The sequence below is a fragment of the Streptomyces sp. NRRL WC-3626 genome, from assembly GCF_000718785.1.
GTDB lineage: Bacteria > Actinomycetota > Actinomycetes > Streptomycetales > Streptomycetaceae > Streptomyces > Streptomyces edwardsiae.
This window is the reverse complement of sequence record NZ_JOCA01000030.1, coordinates 54,015-69,865: the sequence shown is the minus strand read 5'-3', so window position 1 is coordinate 69,865 and position 15,851 is coordinate 54,015. Positions and strand designations below refer to the sequence as shown.

13 protein-coding genes are annotated in these 15,851 nt (G+C 73.3%); 8 read left to right on the top strand and 5 right to left on the bottom strand.

Going from position 1 to position 15,851, the window contains the following annotated elements; all coding sequences use genetic code 11:
• Positions 1–17 precede the first annotated feature (17 nt).
• A complete protein-coding gene (rsmH, locus tag IF28_RS0132945) occupies positions 18–974 on the bottom strand; it encodes a 16S rRNA (cytosine(1402)-N(4))-methyltransferase RsmH (protein WP_078621596.1) in 957 nt (318 codons plus the stop codon).
• 413 nt (positions 975–1,387) lie between these two features.
• Here rsmH and IF28_RS0132940 point away from each other — a divergent pair, with 413 nt between their 5' ends.
• From IF28_RS0132940 to IF28_RS0132925, 4 genes are all read left to right on the top strand, one after another.
• On the top strand, positions 1,388–1,936 hold the full coding sequence (locus IF28_RS0132940) for a beta-class carbonic anhydrase (protein WP_030228256.1): 549 nt from the start codon (positions 1,388–1,390) through the stop codon (positions 1,934–1,936).
• Positions 1,937–2,205: 269 nt separating this feature from the next.
• On the top strand, positions 2,206–3,237 hold the full coding sequence (locus IF28_RS0132935) for an AAA family ATPase (protein WP_030228253.1): 1,032 nt from the start codon (positions 2,206–2,208) through the stop codon (positions 3,235–3,237).
• Entirely contained in the window at positions 3,237–4,598 is a 1,362-nt protein-coding gene (locus IF28_RS0132930; RefSeq protein WP_030228250.1) for a DUF58 domain-containing protein, read from the top strand. Before IF28_RS0132935 ends, IF28_RS0132930 begins: the two co-directional genes overlap by 1 nt.
• On the top strand, positions 4,595–6,982 hold the full coding sequence (locus IF28_RS0132925) for a transglutaminase TgpA family protein (RefSeq protein WP_030228247.1): 2,388 nt from the start codon (positions 4,595–4,597) through the stop codon (positions 6,980–6,982). Before IF28_RS0132930 ends, IF28_RS0132925 begins: the two co-directional genes overlap by 4 nt.
• Before the next feature lie 215 nt (positions 6,983–7,197).
• Here IF28_RS0132925 and IF28_RS0132920 read toward each other — a convergent pair whose 3' ends face one another.
• The 3 genes from IF28_RS0132920 to IF28_RS0132910 form a co-directional block, all read right to left on the bottom strand.
• Positions 7,198–7,599, bottom strand: a complete 402-nt coding sequence (locus tag IF28_RS0132920) for a DUF3040 domain-containing protein (protein WP_030228244.1) — start codon at positions 7,597–7,599, stop codon at positions 7,198–7,200.
• A gap of 291 nt (positions 7,600–7,890) precedes the next feature.
• Positions 7,891–8,661 (bottom strand): methyltransferase, encoded by a 771-nt coding sequence (locus tag IF28_RS0132915; RefSeq protein WP_030228241.1) that lies wholly within the window; start codon positions 8,659–8,661, stop codon positions 7,891–7,893.
• Positions 8,662–8,774: 113 nt separating this feature from the next.
• On the bottom strand, positions 8,775–9,305 hold the full coding sequence (locus tag IF28_RS0132910; RefSeq protein WP_030228239.1) for an SAV_6107 family HEPN domain-containing protein: 531 nt from the start codon (positions 9,303–9,305) through the stop codon (positions 8,775–8,777).
• Positions 9,306–9,467: 162 nt separating this feature from the next.
• Between IF28_RS0132910 and IF28_RS0132905 the strand changes: the two genes are divergently transcribed.
• The 4 genes from IF28_RS0132905 (at position 9,468) to IF28_RS0132890 (ending at position 14,849) form a co-directional block, all read left to right on the top strand.
• Positions 9,468–10,181: an ATP-binding cassette domain-containing protein gene (locus IF28_RS0132905; RefSeq protein WP_030228235.1), complete on the top strand. Its 714-nt coding sequence runs from the start codon at positions 9,468–9,470 to the stop codon at positions 10,179–10,181.
• On the top strand, positions 10,153–12,237 hold the full coding sequence (locus IF28_RS0132900) for a YhgE/Pip family protein (RefSeq protein ID WP_030228232.1): 2,085 nt from the start codon (positions 10,153–10,155) through the stop codon (positions 12,235–12,237). The genes IF28_RS0132905 and IF28_RS0132900 overlap by 29 nt, the downstream gene beginning before the upstream one ends.
• A gap of 35 nt (positions 12,238–12,272) precedes the next feature.
• Positions 12,273–12,902, top strand: a complete 630-nt coding sequence (locus IF28_RS0132895) for a TetR/AcrR family transcriptional regulator (protein ID WP_030228231.1) — start codon at positions 12,273–12,275, stop codon at positions 12,900–12,902.
• A 432-nt stretch (positions 12,903–13,334) separates the two neighbouring features.
• Positions 13,335–14,849: a phytoene desaturase family protein gene (locus tag IF28_RS0132890; RefSeq protein ID WP_199809073.1), complete on the top strand. Its 1,515-nt coding sequence runs from the start codon at positions 13,335–13,337 to the stop codon at positions 14,847–14,849.
• A gap of 6 nt (positions 14,850–14,855) precedes the next feature.
• On the opposite strand, the gene IF28_RS0132885 is transcribed toward IF28_RS0132890, so the two are convergent.
• Positions 14,856–15,803: a hypothetical protein gene (locus IF28_RS0132885; RefSeq protein ID WP_030228228.1), complete on the bottom strand. Its 948-nt coding sequence runs from the start codon at positions 15,801–15,803 to the stop codon at positions 14,856–14,858.
• Between the last annotated feature and the right edge of the window lie 48 nt (positions 15,804–15,851).

Below are 15,851 nucleotides of genomic sequence, written 5' to 3'. Positions count from 1 at the left end.
GCCTCGCCTTCCGTGCCTCAGCCGACGTCCTCCCGGATCCGCTCGGCGCCGCGCAGCCGTGCGGGGGCCGCCCGCCGGTTCTCCGCGATCTCCTCCTCGGTGGGAAGTTCGGCACCGCGCGTGAGCAGCTTGAGCCGGGGCTGGTACTGCTCGGGGACGACCGGGAGTCCTGGCGGGGCGGTGTTGGCGGCGCCGGCCGCGAACACCTGCTTGACGAGGCGGTCCTCCAGGGAGTGGTACGACAGCACGGCGATCCGTCCGCCGACCTCGAGGGCCTTCACGGCGGCCGGGACCGCCCGCTCCAGCACCGACAGTTCGCCGTTGACCTCGATCCGCAGGGCCTGGAAGGTGCGCTTGGCCGGGTTGCCTCCGGTGCGCTTGGCGGCCTGCGGGAGCGCGTCCCGGATCAGCTCGACCAGGCGCGCGCTGTTGGTGAACGGCTCCTTCTCGCGCTCGCGCACGATCGCGGAGACGATGCGCTTGGCCTGCTTCTCCTCGCCGTAGGCGCGCAGGATGCGGACGAGTTCGCCGGGCGGGTAGGTGTTGAGGACCTCGGCGGCGCTCACTCCGGTCGTCTGGTCCATACGCATGTCGAGGGGGGCGTCCTGGGCGTAGGCGAAGCCGCGGCCGGCCTCGTCCAGTTGCATGGAGGACACCCCGAGGTCGAACAGGACGCCCCGCACGCGCGGGAGGCCGAGCCGGGCGAGGACGTCGGGGAGTTCGTCGTAGACGGCGTGGACGAGGGCGGCACGCTCACCGAAGGGCGCGAGCCGTTCGCCGGACAGGCGCAGGGCCTCCTTGTCGCGGTCCAGGGCGACGAGCCGTGCCTCGGGGAACCGCCGGAGCAGGGCCTCGCTGTGGCCGCCGAGACCGAGGGTGCAGTCGACCACCACCGCTCCCGGCCGCTCCAGGGCGGGTGCCAGCAGATCCAGGCACCGCTGGAGCATCACGGGAACGTGTCGGGTCTCGCTCAACTGGCCCTCTCAGGTCCGGCACGGCGCTTCACGCACCGCCGGGTTCCCGCCCTCCCCCCGGTGAAGGGGCGGCCGGCGCCTTCGGGTGCCGGCGGCGGGAGGAGAGCCGAGCCGTGCGTACGCGCCGCGCACGCGGGGTGATCCCCGGGCCGTCGCCGGGTATCCAGGGGACATCGGTGCGGGCGACGATCACGTCTCCCGCTTCGCGTCACTTTAGTCCACGGTGTCGCCCGGTCAATCAACCGGCCTGCGCGTCGCGACCCCTGCGTCGCGTCAAGGGCCACGACCGGCGAATCACCCGTGGGAGGGGGCTCACACCACTCCTATGGGTTACCTCACACCAAGGCTCATGGACGTTCTTTGTCGTCTTTCACAACGGGCTCGATCCCCATGTGACCAGTACCGTCATGGGTATGACGACATCCGCATCGGTTCCCACCGGCCCCCAGAACGCCACTGCCGGCAAAGGCACGGTCACCGACCGTCTGGTCGACGCCAACGAGCAGTACGCGGCCGCCTTCGCCGACCCCGGCATGGACGCCCGGCCGGTACTCAACGTCGCCGTCGTGGCCTGTATGGACGCCCGTCTCGACCTGCACGCCGCGCTCGGCCTCTCACTCGGCGACTGCCACACCGTCCGCAACGCGGGGGGCGTCGTGACCGACGACGTGATCCGCTCACTCACCATCAGCCAGCGGGCCCTGGGCACCCGCAGCGTGGTCCTCATCCACCACACGAACTGCGGCCTGGAGTCCATCACCGAGGAGTTCCGGCACGAACTGGAGATGGAGGTGGGCCAGCGCCCCAACTGGGCCGTGGAGGCCTTCCGGGACGTCGACCAGGACGTACGGCAGTCGATGCAGCGGGTGCGCACCTCACCCTTCCTGCTGCACACCGACGATGTGCGCGGGTTCGTCTTCGATGTGAAGACCGGCATGCTGCGTGAGATCGACCCGGCCTGACCGGGGCAGACCCGGGCGCCCTCCCCGGAGAATCCCGGACTCCGGATTTTGATGATCAACGTAAAACCTGACATACCGCTGTCAGTTATCCACAGGCGAGTGACACGAATCGGTAACGGCGGCAAGAATGCGGGAGTGGTGCCACGCGGAACTTTTCCCGCGTGGTGTCCGTGATTCGGGGTGGGCCGGTCCGCACAGCACGGCACCGGCCCAGGACATTTGGGGTCCCCCGCTCCACGAGAGCGCGGGGAAAGGCCGAGGAGGGCCGGGTGACGACCTATGACGATCGAGCGAGCCTCACTGATCTGACCGCCGTGGTGGAACGCGTGCGGGAGTCCGTGGAAGGCGTGATCGAGGGAAAGCCCGAGGTCGTACGGCTCTCGCTGACCGTACTGCTCGCCGAGGGACATCTGCTCATCGAGGATGTCCCGGGAGTCGGCAAGACGATGCTCGCCAAGGCGCTGGCACGGTCCATCGACTGCTCGGTGCAGCGGATCCAGTTCACGCCGGACCTGCTGCCCTCGGACATCACCGGTGTGTCCATCTGGGACCAGCAGCGCCGTGACTTCGAGTTCAAGCCGGGCGCCATCTTCGCGCAGGTGGTGATCGGCGACGAGATCAACCGCGCGTCGCCGAAGACCCAGTCCGCGCTGCTGGAGTCGATGGAGGAGCGGCAGGTCACCATCGACGGCAAGACCTACGAACTGCCCAGCCCGTTCATGGTCGTGGCGACGCAGAACCCGGTCGAGATGGAGGGCACGTACCCGCTGCCGGAGGCCCAGCGCGACCGTTTCATGGCCCGCGTCTCGGTCGGCTACCCGAGCGCGGACGCCGAACTGCGGATGCTGGACGTGCACGGCGGCGTCTCCCCGCTGGAGGACCTCCAGCCGGTGGCGCACGCGCACGAGATCCTCAAGCTCGTCGAGGCGGTCCGCGACGTGTACGTGGCCGAGCCGATCCGCCGGTACGTGGTGGACCTGGTCGCCGCCACGCGTACGCACCCCGATCTCAGACTCGGTGCCTCCCCGCGCGCGACGCTGCACCTGCTGCGCGCGGCGAAGGCGGCCGCCGCCCTCGGCGGCCGGGACTACGCGCTGCCGGACGACGTCCAGGAACTCGCCGTGGCCGTCCTCGCGCACCGGCTGCTGCCCACCGCGCAGGCCCAGCTCAACCGCCGTACGTCGGAGCAGGTGGTGCAGGAGATCCTCCAGCGCATCCCCGTGCCCGCGGACCGCTCCCAGGCGCCCGCGGGCGCCCCCCGGCCGGGCGGGGTCGGCCAGCAGCCGCCCCGGAGGCTGTGATGAGCACCGCCGGCGCCGTCCACGCGGACGGCGACACGGGCGACCAAAGCGGAGTCAGGACGGCCCTGGCGGGCCTCACCACCCGCGGGCGTTCGTTCCTCGCGGCCGGCGTGGCCGCGGCGGTCTGCGCGTACGTCCTCGGGCAGAGCGATCTGCTGCGGGTCGGGCTGCTGCTCGCGGTGCTGCCGCTGGTGTGCGCGGCGGTGCTCTACCGCACCCGCTACCGGGTCGCCGGCAGCCGCCGGCTCTCCCCCGGCCGGGTGCCGGCCGGTTCCGAGGCCCGGGTGCATCTGCGGATGGAGAACGTCTCGCGGCTGCCCACGGGCCTGCTGATGCTCCAGGACCGGGTGCCCTACGTGCTCGGGCCGCGCCCGCGGTTCGTCCTGGACCGGGTGGAGGCGGGCGGGCGCCGCGAGGTGTCCTACCGGGTCCGCTCCGACCTGCGCGGCCGCTATCCGCTGGGTCCGCTGCAGCTGCGCCTGTCCGACCCGTTCGGGATGTGCGAACTGACCAGGTCCTTCTCGACGCACGACACGCTGACGGTGATCCCGCGCGTGGTGCCGCTGCCGTCGGTACGGCTGAGCGGCGAGGCCAAGGGGTACGGCGACGGGCGGCAGCGCGCGCTGGCACTGGCCGGCGAGGACGACGTGATCCCGCGCGGCTACCGCTACGGCGACGATCTGCGCCGGGTGCACTGGCGCTCCACCGCCCGCTACGGCGAGCTGATGGTGCGCCGCGAGGAGCAGCCGCAGCGCGCGCGGTGCACGGTGCTGCTGGACACCCGGGGTGTCGCCTACGCGGGCGCCGGCCCGGACTCGGCGTTCGAGTGGGCGGTGTCGGGCGCGGCCTCCGTGCTGGTGCACATGCTGGAGCGGGGCTTCTCGGTGCGGCTGCTCACCGACACCGGGAACTCGGTGCCGGGCGAGGGGTCCGACGGGTTCGCGGGCGCCAGCCAGGAGTCGGCGGACGCGGCCGGACTGATGATGGACACCCTCGCCGTGGTGGACCACTCCGACGGGGAGGGCCTGTCCCGCGCCTACGACGTGGTGCGCGGCGGGAACGAGGGGCTGCTGGTCGCCTTCCTCGGCGACCTGGACGAGGAGCAGGCCGCGGTGCTCGCCCGGATGCGGCAGCGCAGCGGGGGCGCGCTCGCCTTCCTGCTGGACAGTGACACCTGGCTGGGAGAGCCGGCCGAGGTGCCCGGCACGCCGGACAGGCGTGAGGAGCGGCTGCGGATGCTGCGGGAGGCGGGCTGGACGGCCCTGGGGGTGCCGCGGGGCGCCCCGCTGGACGAGCTGTGGCGACAGGCGGACCGGGAGCGTTCGGGCCTGGCCGCGGCAAGCGGTGGGGAGGGTCCGTGATCAGCGGGCGGGCGAGGCTGGCCATCTGCGCGTGGGCGGCCACACTGACGGCGGCGTGCGCCCTGTTGCCGCTGGTCGAACCGTCGACCTGGTTCGTGCAGGCGGCGTTCCTGCTGGCGGTGCAGTCGGGTGTGGGCGCCTTGGCGCGGCGGGTGCCGCTGGCGCGTCCGCTGACGGTGGCGGCGCAGGCCCTGGTCACGCTGCTGACGCTGACCCTGGCGTTCGCGCGGGAGCAGGCCTTCGCCGGGCTGATACCCGGCCCGGACGCCCTGGGCCACTTCGCCGACCTGCTGCGACAGGGCGGCGACGACGTCAGCCGGTTCGCGATTCCGGCGCCGCTGTCCGACGGCATCCGGCTGATGCTGATCGGCGGCGTGCTGGTGATCGGGCTGCTGGTGGACACCCTCGCGGTGACCTTCCGCAGCGCGGCCCCGGCCGGACTTCCGCTGCTCGCCCTGTACTCGGTGGCGGCGGGACTGTCCGACAACGGCATGGACTGGCTGTGGTTCCTGCTGGCGGCGGCCGGCTATCTGACACTGCTGCTCGCCGAGGGCCGGGACCGGCTCTCGCAGTGGGGGCGGGTGTTCGGCGGGGCGCCGGGGCCGGGCGGGGACTCGCCCGGAGCCGTCGCGCCGGTGCGCACCGGACGGCGGATCGGCGCGGTCGCGCTGGGCATCGCCCTGGTGGTGCCGCTGGCGCTGCCCGCGATGAACGGAGGCCTGCTGGACCCCACCGGCAGGGGGGCCGGTTCGGGCGCCGGCGGGGGCGGCACCATCTCGGCGGTGAATCCGCTGGTGTCGCTGCGCAACTCGCTGAACGTGGACGAGGACCGCCAGGTCATGTCCCTGCGGTCCGAGCTGACGGACGTGTCGGACCTGTATCTGCGGATCGTGTCGCTGGACGACTTCGACGGCACCTCGTGGAAGCCGTCGAAGCGGTCCATCACGAAGGTGCCGGACGGTGTCTTCCCGACCCCGCCGGGTCTCGGCCCGGAGGTCGGGCGCACGGAGTTCATCACGACGATCTCGACCGCCGGCTCGTTCGGGCAGCAGTGGCTGCCGATGCCGTACCCGCCGAGCGGGGTCAGCATCCGGGGCGACTGGCGCTACGAACCCGTCGGGATGACGCTGGTCGGCGACCACGGGCAGAACACCCGCGGTCTGACGTACGAGGTGCGCAGCCTTCGTGTGCAGCCCACGGCGGAGCAGCTGGCCGCCGCGCCGGAGGCGCCGCCGGCGCTGCTGCGCGAGTACACCGAGCTGCCGGACTCGTTGCCGGAGGTGGTGTCGAGCACGGCGCGCGAGGTCACCGCGGGCGCGGACAACGCCTACGACCAGGCGGTCGCGCTCCAGGACTACTTCACGCTGAACGGCGGCTTCGAGTACGACACCGAGGTCGACGTCGGCAGCGACGCGCAGGCCATCGCCCGTTTCCTGCGGGACAAGCAGGGCTTCTGTGTGCACTACTCCTTCGCGATGGCGTCGATGGCGCGTTCGCTGGGGATACCGGCGCGGATCGCGGTGGGCTTCGCGCCCGGCACTCCGCAGGCGGACGGCACGGTCGTGGTGGGGCTGCGGGACGCGCACGCGTGGCCGGAGCTGTACTTCGAGGGGGTGGGCTGGACGCGCTTCGAGCCGACGCCGACCCGTGGTGCGACGCCGTCGTACACGGTGCCGGACTCGGTGGACAGCTCGCAGCCCGATCCGGCGCGGCCGTCGCAGGCGGCGCCCTCGGAGCCGTCGGCGGAGCCCTCGGCAAGCGAGAGCTGTACGGCGGAGCGCAGGAGGCTCGGGGCGTGCGAGAGCGAGTCGCCGCAGGCGGCGCTGGACACGGGCGGTGACGGGCCGAAGTGGTACGGACCGGTGGGCTGGACGCTGGCCGGTCTGGGGGTCCTGGTGCTGCTGCTGGCGCCGATGCTGTGGCGGGTGCGGACCCGGGCGGTGCGGCTGGGCGGACACGGCCGCTCGGAGGCGGAGGCGGCGCCGTTCATTCTGGGCGTCTGGGACGAGCTGACCGATACGGCGTGGGACCACGGGATCGCACCGGACGAGTCGCTGACGCCGCGTGGTGCCGCGGAGCGGATCGTACGGCTGGGGCGGCTGGGTACGGGGGCCGCGGCGTCGGTGCACCGGGTGGCCGGCGCGGTGGAGCAGGTGCTGTACGCGCCCCGGCCTCGGCCGGCTGTGGGGCTGGCGGAGGATGTGCGGGGCGTCGCGGCGGGACTGCGTGGCTCTGTGGGGCGGCGGGCTCGGGCGCGGGCGGTGTTCCTGCCGCGGTCGGGTGTGCGGGTGCTGTGGGCCCTGTCGGGGTGGTGGGTGCGCGTGCGGGAGCGTACGCCGGCGCTTCGGCCCGCCTGGCGGTGGCCTTCGCGGCAGCGGGGCTGAGGTCGGCGGTCGGGGCCGACCGAGTGGCGGTCCCGACCGGGATGGGTGTCGGGCGGGGGATGTTCGCGCGGTCCGGCGCCGGCGGGGTGCCGTCGCGCCCCCCTCCCCCATCGCCCCGCGGCACGGCTGCCCGCGGATCACGGGGCGTGCGGGAACGGCAAAGCTCGGGGGGCGACCACCAATGGTGGTCGCCCCCCGAGCTTCGGAGTGCGGTGCTAGTGGCCGCCCTGTTCGTCTCGGCGGCGTTGCCAGCGTTCTTCGATGCGGTCCATGACCGAGCGCCGTTGTCTGGTCTGGCGGGTCGACTGGGGCCGGCCGGGGGTGGTCGGGGGCTGCTCGCCCGGCTTGGGGGCCTTGCGCCAGCCGGTCACCGCGAGGACCGCGCAGCCCAGCATCACGAGGAATCCCACGACGCTGAGCCAGACGAGCTGGGCGACCATACCGGCCATGAGGAGCGCAATACCCACGAGGAAGCCCGCGACCGCCTGGTAGACCCGTCGCCGGGTGTACGTACGCAGCCCGCTTCCCTCGAGCGCCGTCGCGAACTTGGGATCTTCGGCGTACAGCGCTCGCTCCATTTGCTCGAGCATGCGCTGCTCGTGCTCCGAGAGCGGCACGGAGTCCTCCTCATCGTGCAGTCGCCGGGGCGACCCGGGGGGTCCCTTCAGGATAGGCAGGGAATCGCCCCCGTGAAACCCGCCCCTCTGCGCCAATTGGCCAACCGGTACCAGCCATCACGTGCCGGCCCGCCTGAGCCTTCTCATTCCCCGGCGGCCGGCCCGTCATGCCGGGCGGTCTCCCTCGATCATACGGCGCCCCGCCGCCATTCGGGGGGCCTGTGGCGCACTCCATGTACGCCAGGGGTCACCGAACGCGTCGCTGATCAGCGACGCGTCACGGACGGCCACTCAGACCCCCGGGGTCTCCCGCGTCTCACCGAGCACGTGAAGTTGGGTGGCCACGGAGTGGAAGGCGGCGAACTCGGCCGCCGCGGCCTCCAGCTTCAGAAGCGCCTCCAGGGCCCCCGGCTCGGTGTCGACGAGCACGCCGGGGACGAGGTCGGCGAAGACCCGCACCCCGTGCACGGCGCCGACCCGCAGACCCGCGCCCTCCACGAGCGCGGTGAGCTGGTCGGCGGTGAAGCGGTGCGGCACGGGGTCGGCGGCGCCCCATCGGCCGTTCGGGTCGTCGAGGGCCTGCCTGGCCTCCGTGAAGTGCCCGGCGAGGGCTCGGGCCAGCACGGCGCCGCCGAGGCCCGCGGCGAGCAGGCTGAGGACGCCGTCGGGGCGCAGGGCGGCCACCACGTTGCGTACGCCCTCGGCGGGGTCGTCGACGTACTCCAGGACGCCGTGGCAGAGCACGATGTCGTAGCCGCCGCGCTCGGCCACGTCGAAGAGGCCGAGCGCGTCGCCCTGGACACCGCGCACCCGGTCGGCGACGCCGGCCTCGGCGGCGCGGCGCTCCAGGGCGAACAGCGCGTTGGGGCTGGGGTCGACGACGGTGACCCGGTGGCCGAGGAGGGCGAGGGGTACGGCGAAGTTGCCGCTGCCGCCGCCGGTGTCGAGGACGTCCAGTGCCGGCCGTCCGGTCGCCTTGACCCGGCGTTCCAGGGCGTCCTGGAGGACCTCCCAGACCACGGCGGTACGGAGGGCGGCACGGGGCCGCATCGGGTCCGACACGGTGTTGTCTCCTCGGCGCGAGCGGGAATCAGGCGGTGTCCACCCTATGGCCTGCGGTCGGCCGGTTCGGGGGCGGTGGGGCTGTGCCCTGTGATTTCGCCCCCGCCGCACATCTACTCGGCCCCGCGCCCCTGCCCATGCCCCTGGGAAGGCAGGACGGGTTGCGCGAGCAGGGTGCGTTCCACCAGGCGCAGGAACATCGCCGCGTCTCTCATGAGGTCGTCCGCGTCACGGACCGTGGCCGCGCCCTGGATTCCCGCCTCCGCTCGGGCTCTGCGAGGGGCGCCCGAGGCGAACAGGGCGCTCCATTCGGTGAGTTCGGGGGCTATCTCGGGGAGGACTTCCCAGGCGCTGCGTATCTTGGCGCGGGCGCGCGGGGAGGATTCCGGGCGGCCTCGGGCCGCGAGGACCGCGGCCGCTGTGCGCAGGGCGGCGAGGTGGGCCGTCGCGTAGCGCTCGTTGGGTGTGCCGAGGACGGCGGCCTCTTCGAGTCCGGCACGGGCCTGGGCGAGCAGGTCGAGGGCGGCGGGCGGGGCCGTGGCGCGGCGCAGCACGGGGTGGATGTCGCTCGCCGGGCCGTTCAGTGAGGGGGCAGGGCCGGTGGCGCGGCGCCGGTGGGCGGCGGCTGCGGACGAGTGGGCCATGACGAACCTCCTGTCGTCTGGTGACAGCACCTCCAAGAGATGCCGTATGTGCACATCGTGAGGTATGGCACTGACAATCCGTTCTGACCTGGGCTTTTGCTTCGAGCGGGCGTTCGGGCTAGTTTTTGCACTGACCAGTCAGTTCAAAAACAGGGGGAAACCGTGGACGGTCCGCCCGGACTCACCGTCACCGCCCGCGACTTCGGCCTCAGGGGCCCGAGGGGCTGGGCGTTCCGCGGGGTGTCGGTCGACGCGGAGCCCGGCTCGCTGATCGCGGTGGAGGGGCCGTCCGGGTCGGGCCGTACCTGCCTGCTGCTCGCCCTCACCGGCCGGATGCGGCCCACGGAGGGCCGGGCCGAGGTCGGTGGGTTCGAGCTGCCGAGGCGCATGTCCGCCGTACGCCGCCGCAGCGCGCTCGCGCACGTCAGCGGCGTGACCGATCTCGACCCCGCTCTCACCGTCGGCGAGCATCTGCGCGAACAGGCTCTGCTGCAGCGCCGTTTCGGCGGCCCGCCGCGTCCGTGCGCCGGCACGGCGGCGGCCACCGTCGGGCTGGACCTCGCCTCCCTCCCCAAGGCGGAGCGGACCGCCGTACGGGATCTGGAGCGGCTGGAGGCGCTGCGGCTGTCACTCGCGCTGGCGCTGCTGGGGCAGCCCCGGCTGCTCGCCGTGGACGACACCGACCTGAAGCTCTCGCCGGCCGAACGGGACGACGTCCGCCGTCTGCTGGAGTCCGTCACCGAGGCCGGCACCACCGTGCTGGCGGTGTTCGGCGAGGCACCGCGCGGCGCGGTGGTCGTCCGCACCACAGCCGGCACGCACGACGACACGAAGGAGGCGGCGGCCGATGCGCTCGCCGGGACTGGCCGCTCTTGAGCTCCGGCGCTTCGGCCGGGGCAAGCTGCCGCGTGCGGCCCTGGTCGCCCTGCTGGTGCTGCCACTGCTGTACGGCGCCCTGTATCTGTGGTCGTTCTGGGACCCGTACGGCAGGCTGGACCGGATCCCGGTGGCGCTGGTGAACGACGACAAGGGGGCGAGCGCCGACGGGGAGCGGATCACCGCCGGGGACGCCATCGCCGAGGGGCTGCGCGACAGCGGCACCTTCGACTGGCGGGAGGTGAGCGCGGAGGAGGCCCGGCGGGGTGTCGAGGACGGCACGTACTACCTGTCGCTGACGGTGCCCGCCGACTTCAGCCGCCGTATCGCCTCCAGTTCGGGCGACTCCCCCGAGGCGGGCGCGCTCCGCGTGCGGACGAACGACGCCAACAACTACATCGTCGGGCAGATCTCCCGCACGGTCTTCGGCGAGGTGCGCCGGGCCGCGTCCGCGAAGACCTCGCGTTCCTTCCTGGACCGGATCTTCGTCTCGTTCTCGGATCTGCACGGCGAGACGGTGAAGGCGGCCGAGGGCGCCGACAAGCTGAACGGCGGCATCGGGAAGGCGGAGAAGGGCTCCCAGGATCTCGCCGACGGCCTGACGGACGCCCGCGAGGGGAGCGGCAAGCTGTCCAAGGGACTCAAAGGCCTCCACAAGGGCGCCGGCGACCTCCAGGACGGTTCGAGGAAGGTCGCGGACGGCACGCGTGCCCTCGCCGGCCGGGTGAACGCGGCCGCGGCACAGGCGGGTCCGTTCCTGGAGAAGAACGAGAAGGCCATCGGCGACACCGCGCGGTTCGTCGCCGACTCGGCCAAGACGCTTCGTGAGGACCTCACCGCCCTGGAGGAGGAGGCGCCGGCCGCCGCGAAGGACGCCCGCGCGGCGTCCGGCACGATGGACGGCGTCCACCGCGCGCGCTGCGAGGAGCCCGCGCTGCCCGACCCCGCCTGCCCGGACCTGGAGAAGGCCCGGGACGCGGCGGCCGGGGCGGCGGCCGTCGCCGAGGACGTCGGCGCCCTGGTCACCGGCCACCGCGACGACCTGAAGAAGCTCGACGGGCATCTCGGCACCCTGGAGAAGCAGGCACGGACACTCGCCGCCCGCGCCCCGCACCTCTCAGAGGACCTCGATGACGCCGTCACCAGGATCAACAAGCTGGACGCGGGGGCCGCGAAGGTCGCCGCCGGCGCGAAGAAGCTCACCAAGGGCCTCGGCACCGCCGAGACCGGCGCCACGGACCTGGACAAGGGCGTCGGCGAGCTGGAGACCGGCGCGGGCGATCTGAACGGCGGTCTCCTCAAACTCGTCGACGGCTCGGGCGAGCTCGCCGGCGGTCTGCACGAGGGCGCCGGAAGGATCCCCGACTACGACGAACGGGACCGCGACCGGCGCACCGGGGTGATGGCCGACCCGGTCCGGCTGGTCTCCCACGACCTGCACAAGGCACCCGACTACGGCACCGGATTCGCCCCGTACTTCATCCCGCTGTCGCTGTGGGTGGGCGCGATGGTGGCGTACATGCTGATCGCGCCGATGAACCGGCGCGCGCTCGCGGCCGGCGCCTCCGCCTGGCGGATCGCGCTGGCGGGCTGGCTGCCGGTGGTGGCGATCGGGGTGGCGCAGACGCTGGCGCTGATGTCGGTGCTGCACTGGGCGCTCGGGCTGCAGATGGCGCGGGCGGCCGGGACGGTCGGCTTCCTGTTCCTGGTGACCGCGTGCTTCGCGGCGATCGTGCAGTGGCTGAACGCGCGCTTCGGCGCGGCCGGCCGGATCCTCGTCCTCGCGCTGCTGATGCTCCAGCTGACCTCGGCGGGCGGCACGTACCCCGTGCAGACCAGTCCCGGCTTCTTCAACGCGCTGCACCCGTTCCTGCCGATGAGCCATGTCGTCGACGCGCTGCGGCGGCTGATCACGGGCGGGGGTCTGGGGCCGGTGTGGCAGGCGTGCGCCGTGCTGGCGGCCTTCACCGCGGGCGCCCTCGCCCTGACCGCGCTGTCGGCGCGCCGCCGCCAGGTGTGGACGATGGACCGGCTGCACCCGGAGCTGACCTTGTGAACGGGCGGGCCGGCGGCCCTGTGACAATCGGGGCCATGGAAAGCAGCAGCACCACGCCGGGCGGCAGTGCCCGCCGCGAGGCCACCCGGCAGAAGCTCTACGAGGCGGCCGTCACCCTCATCGCCGAACAGGGCTTCTCCGCCACCACCGTGGACGAGATCGCCGAGCGCGCGGGGGTCGCGAAGGGCACGGTCTACTACAACTTCGCGAGCAAGTCGGTCCTCTTCGAGGAGCTGCTGCGGCACGGGGTCGGCCTGCTGACCGCCTCGCTGCGGGAGGCGGCCGAGCGGACCGCGCGCGAGGGCGGCAGCCGGGTCGACGCCCTGGACGCGATGATCCGCGCGGGGCTCGTCTTCATCGACCGCTACCCGGCCTTCACCCAGCTGTACGTGGCCGAGCTGTGGCGCACCAACCGGGCGTGGCAGTCCACGCTGCTGGTGGTGCGGCAGCAGGCGGTGGCGGTGGTCGAGGACGTGCTGCGCGAGGGCGTGGCGAACGGCGAGTTCAGCGAGGAGATCGACGTCCCGCTGACGGCGGCGGCGCTGGTCGGCATGGTGCTGGTGGCGGCGCTGGACTGGCAGTCGTTCCAGCCGGAACGCTCCCTGGACGAGGTGCACGCGGCGCTGTCCCGGCTGCTGCAGGGCAGGGCCGGCGGCCACCGCTGACGCTCGACGGCGTACGAAAGGCGCCGGTTCGGTGGTGGCCGCGTCCCCCGCGGGCCACCGGCCGGACCGGCGCCTTCCGCATTCCCCCGTACGTCCCCCGTACCTCCCCCGCGGACCCCCGTCGCGGTCGCCCCCGGGTTCCCCCGTGCCTCGCTCCCGCCGACGGTGCCGGCGGAAGGAGCGGATCGCGGGCCCCTGCCGTTCCGGCGCCCCGTGTCGCCGGTTCCGGGAGCCGAGCCCCTCTCCGTGGGCTCCACTCTCTCGTTCCCGCAGGTCGGCCCCCATCCGCGCGCGTACTCAACTCGCCCACTAGGTACGGGTACTCACTGCTGCGCACGCGCGCCCACACCCCCGCGCCGCCGCCTGGGGCACGGGACGGGGGCTCCGGTACTCGGATACGGGTTGTCGGTGGCGGCGGATAAAGTCCCTGGCATGGCACGGATTGCGGTGATCGGCGCCGGGATGGGCGCGATGGCGGCCGCCGCCCGGCTGGCCGTCGCGGGCCACCGGGTGACGGTGTACGAGCGGACGGACACGTACGGCGGTGCGGTGCGCCGGCTGGAGCGGGACGGGTTCGCCTTCGACACCGGTCCGGGTCTGCTGCCGTTGCCGGCGGTCTACCGGGACCTGTTCGTGAAGACGGGCAGGGAGCCGCTGGAGGAGTGTGTCGAGCTGGTCCAGGTCGACCCGTCGTCGCACCACGTGTTCGCGGACGGCACCCGCGTGTCGCTGCCGAACGCCTCCCGCGCGGGTGTCGTCGCCGCCCTGGAGACGGCCCTCGGGGCGGAGCCGGCCAGGCGCTGGGGCGACTTCCTGGTCCGGGCCCGGGAGGCCTGGGACCGCACGCGCCGGCCGCTGCTGGAGGAGCCGCTGTGGCCCAACTGGCGGACGCTGGCCGAGCGTGAGCCGTATCCGGCGGTCCCCCACAGGAAGCTGCTGCGCACACGCAGGGCGGGCACGCTCGCCGAGGTCGGCGCGTGGGAGCTGCGCGATCCCCGGCTGACCGCCCTGCTGGAGAGCCACGCGCTCGCGTACGGCCTCGATCCGCGCCGGACCCCGGCGAGCGCGGCGGTGCTGCCGTACATGGAGCACGCCTTCGGGCTCTGGTACGTGCGCGGCGGCATGCGGGAGCTGGCGCGGGCGGTGTACGAGCGGTGTCTGGCCCGCAGGGTCGAGTTCGTCTTCGGTGCCGAGGTCGTACGGATCGTGGAGAAGGACGGCCGGGCGGCGGGCGTCGGCTTCCGCGACGGCGTGGTGGCCGGGGCGGACCATGTGGTGGCGGGCGTGGACCACCACCGGCTGGATTTCCTGGCCGAGCACCCGCTGTACGACGACGGGGATGTGCGGCCCGAGGTCGGCGGGGAATGGGCGCCTCCCGGACGGTTCGGCGTGCTGCTGGCGCTGCGCGGTCCGCGCGAGCCGGACGCGCCGCACCGCACGGTCGTGCACACCCCCGGCCGCGAGGCCGAGCTGGACTTCCTCACCGTCGGTACCGACACCCCGGCACCACCCACGGTGACCTTGCTGCGGCCGGACGACCCCGCCCTGCGCCCCGACGCGGAGCACGAGTCCGTGGTGGTGTCCGCCGTGGTGCCGTCGGACGCGCAGTGGGGTGAGGGCGACCTCGACGAGCGGTACGCGGACCTGGTCGTCCAGGCGGCCGAACGGGCCCTTCCCGGCCTGCGCGAGCGCGTCCTGTGGCGGGAGGTGTACACGCCCGACCACGCCGACGAGGAGACGGGCGCCGAGTTCGGGGGCGTCCCCGCCCCGTCCCTGGCGGGGGGCGGCATCGGGTTCCTGCGCCCGGCCAACGTCACCGCGCTGCCGGGGCTCTACCGCGTGGGGGGCTGGTCGCATCCCGGCGGCGGGCTTCCGCACGCCGGGATGTCGGGGGCGCTGGTCGCCGGACTGATCGTGGAGGGGCCGGAGTTCCGCGGGTCGCAGTGACCGCGCTCAGTAGCGGTACTGCTCGTCGTACCCGGTGCCGTTGCCGTGCGTCTGTCCGTCGCCCTGGTAGGGGTACTGCTGCTGCTCCGGCGGGAGTTCACCGCCGTACCCGTCGTCGGCGCCGCGCTGCTGCGGGACCCAGAGGCCGCCGGCCGGGGTCTCGCCGCCGCCGTAGCCCTGCTGGGCGTACGGGTCCTGGGTGTAGCCCTGCTGGGCGTACTGCTGCTGGTCGGTGTAGCCGGTGTCGTACGAGGTGTTCCCGTAGGCCGTGTTGTCGGTGTACGGGTCGGAGTAGGCCGCGTACTGCTGCTGGCCCGTGGTGTCGTAGCCCTGCTGCTGGCCGTAACCGGAGTAGTCGTAGGCGTAGTTCGGGTCGGCGCCCTGGGCGGTCGCCGCGTACTGGTCCTGGGAGGGCGCCGCGTAGCCGTGCTCGCCGCCGTAGACGCCGTAGGAGCCGGTGTCGTCGGGCATGGGCTGCGGCTCGTAGACGGCGGTGCTCTCGGCGTCCGCGGGCTGGTCGGGGCGTGCGGCGGGGGTGAACACGTCGTCGCGGTCGTAGTCGTCGTCCGCGCGGTAGGCGGCCCGCTCGCGGTGGTCGTCGTCGCCGTGGCCGCCGCCGGACGGCTCCAGGTCGGAGACCTCCAGGGTCGGCTCCTCGCGTCCGCGGTCGCCCCGGCGGCCCTTGGCGGCGGCGAGCATCGGCGCGTTGACCGCCCAGCCGGCCGCGAAGCCGCGGCGGAACGACAGCGTGACGTAGGTCTGGCCGACGGCGAAGGCCGCGGCGCCCAGTCCGATGACGACGACGGACGGGATCAGCACACCGAGCACGACACCGAGGAAGCCGCCGAAGGCGAGCAGCCGCCAGCGCAACCGTGCCTTGTACTGCAGCAGCACCTCACCGAGCAACCACAGCGCGACGATGCCGAACGCGATGTAGAGGACCGTCCAGCCCATGTACGCCCCTCTCCCAGTGGTCGCTACGCAGTGTGTCGTATATCCGTG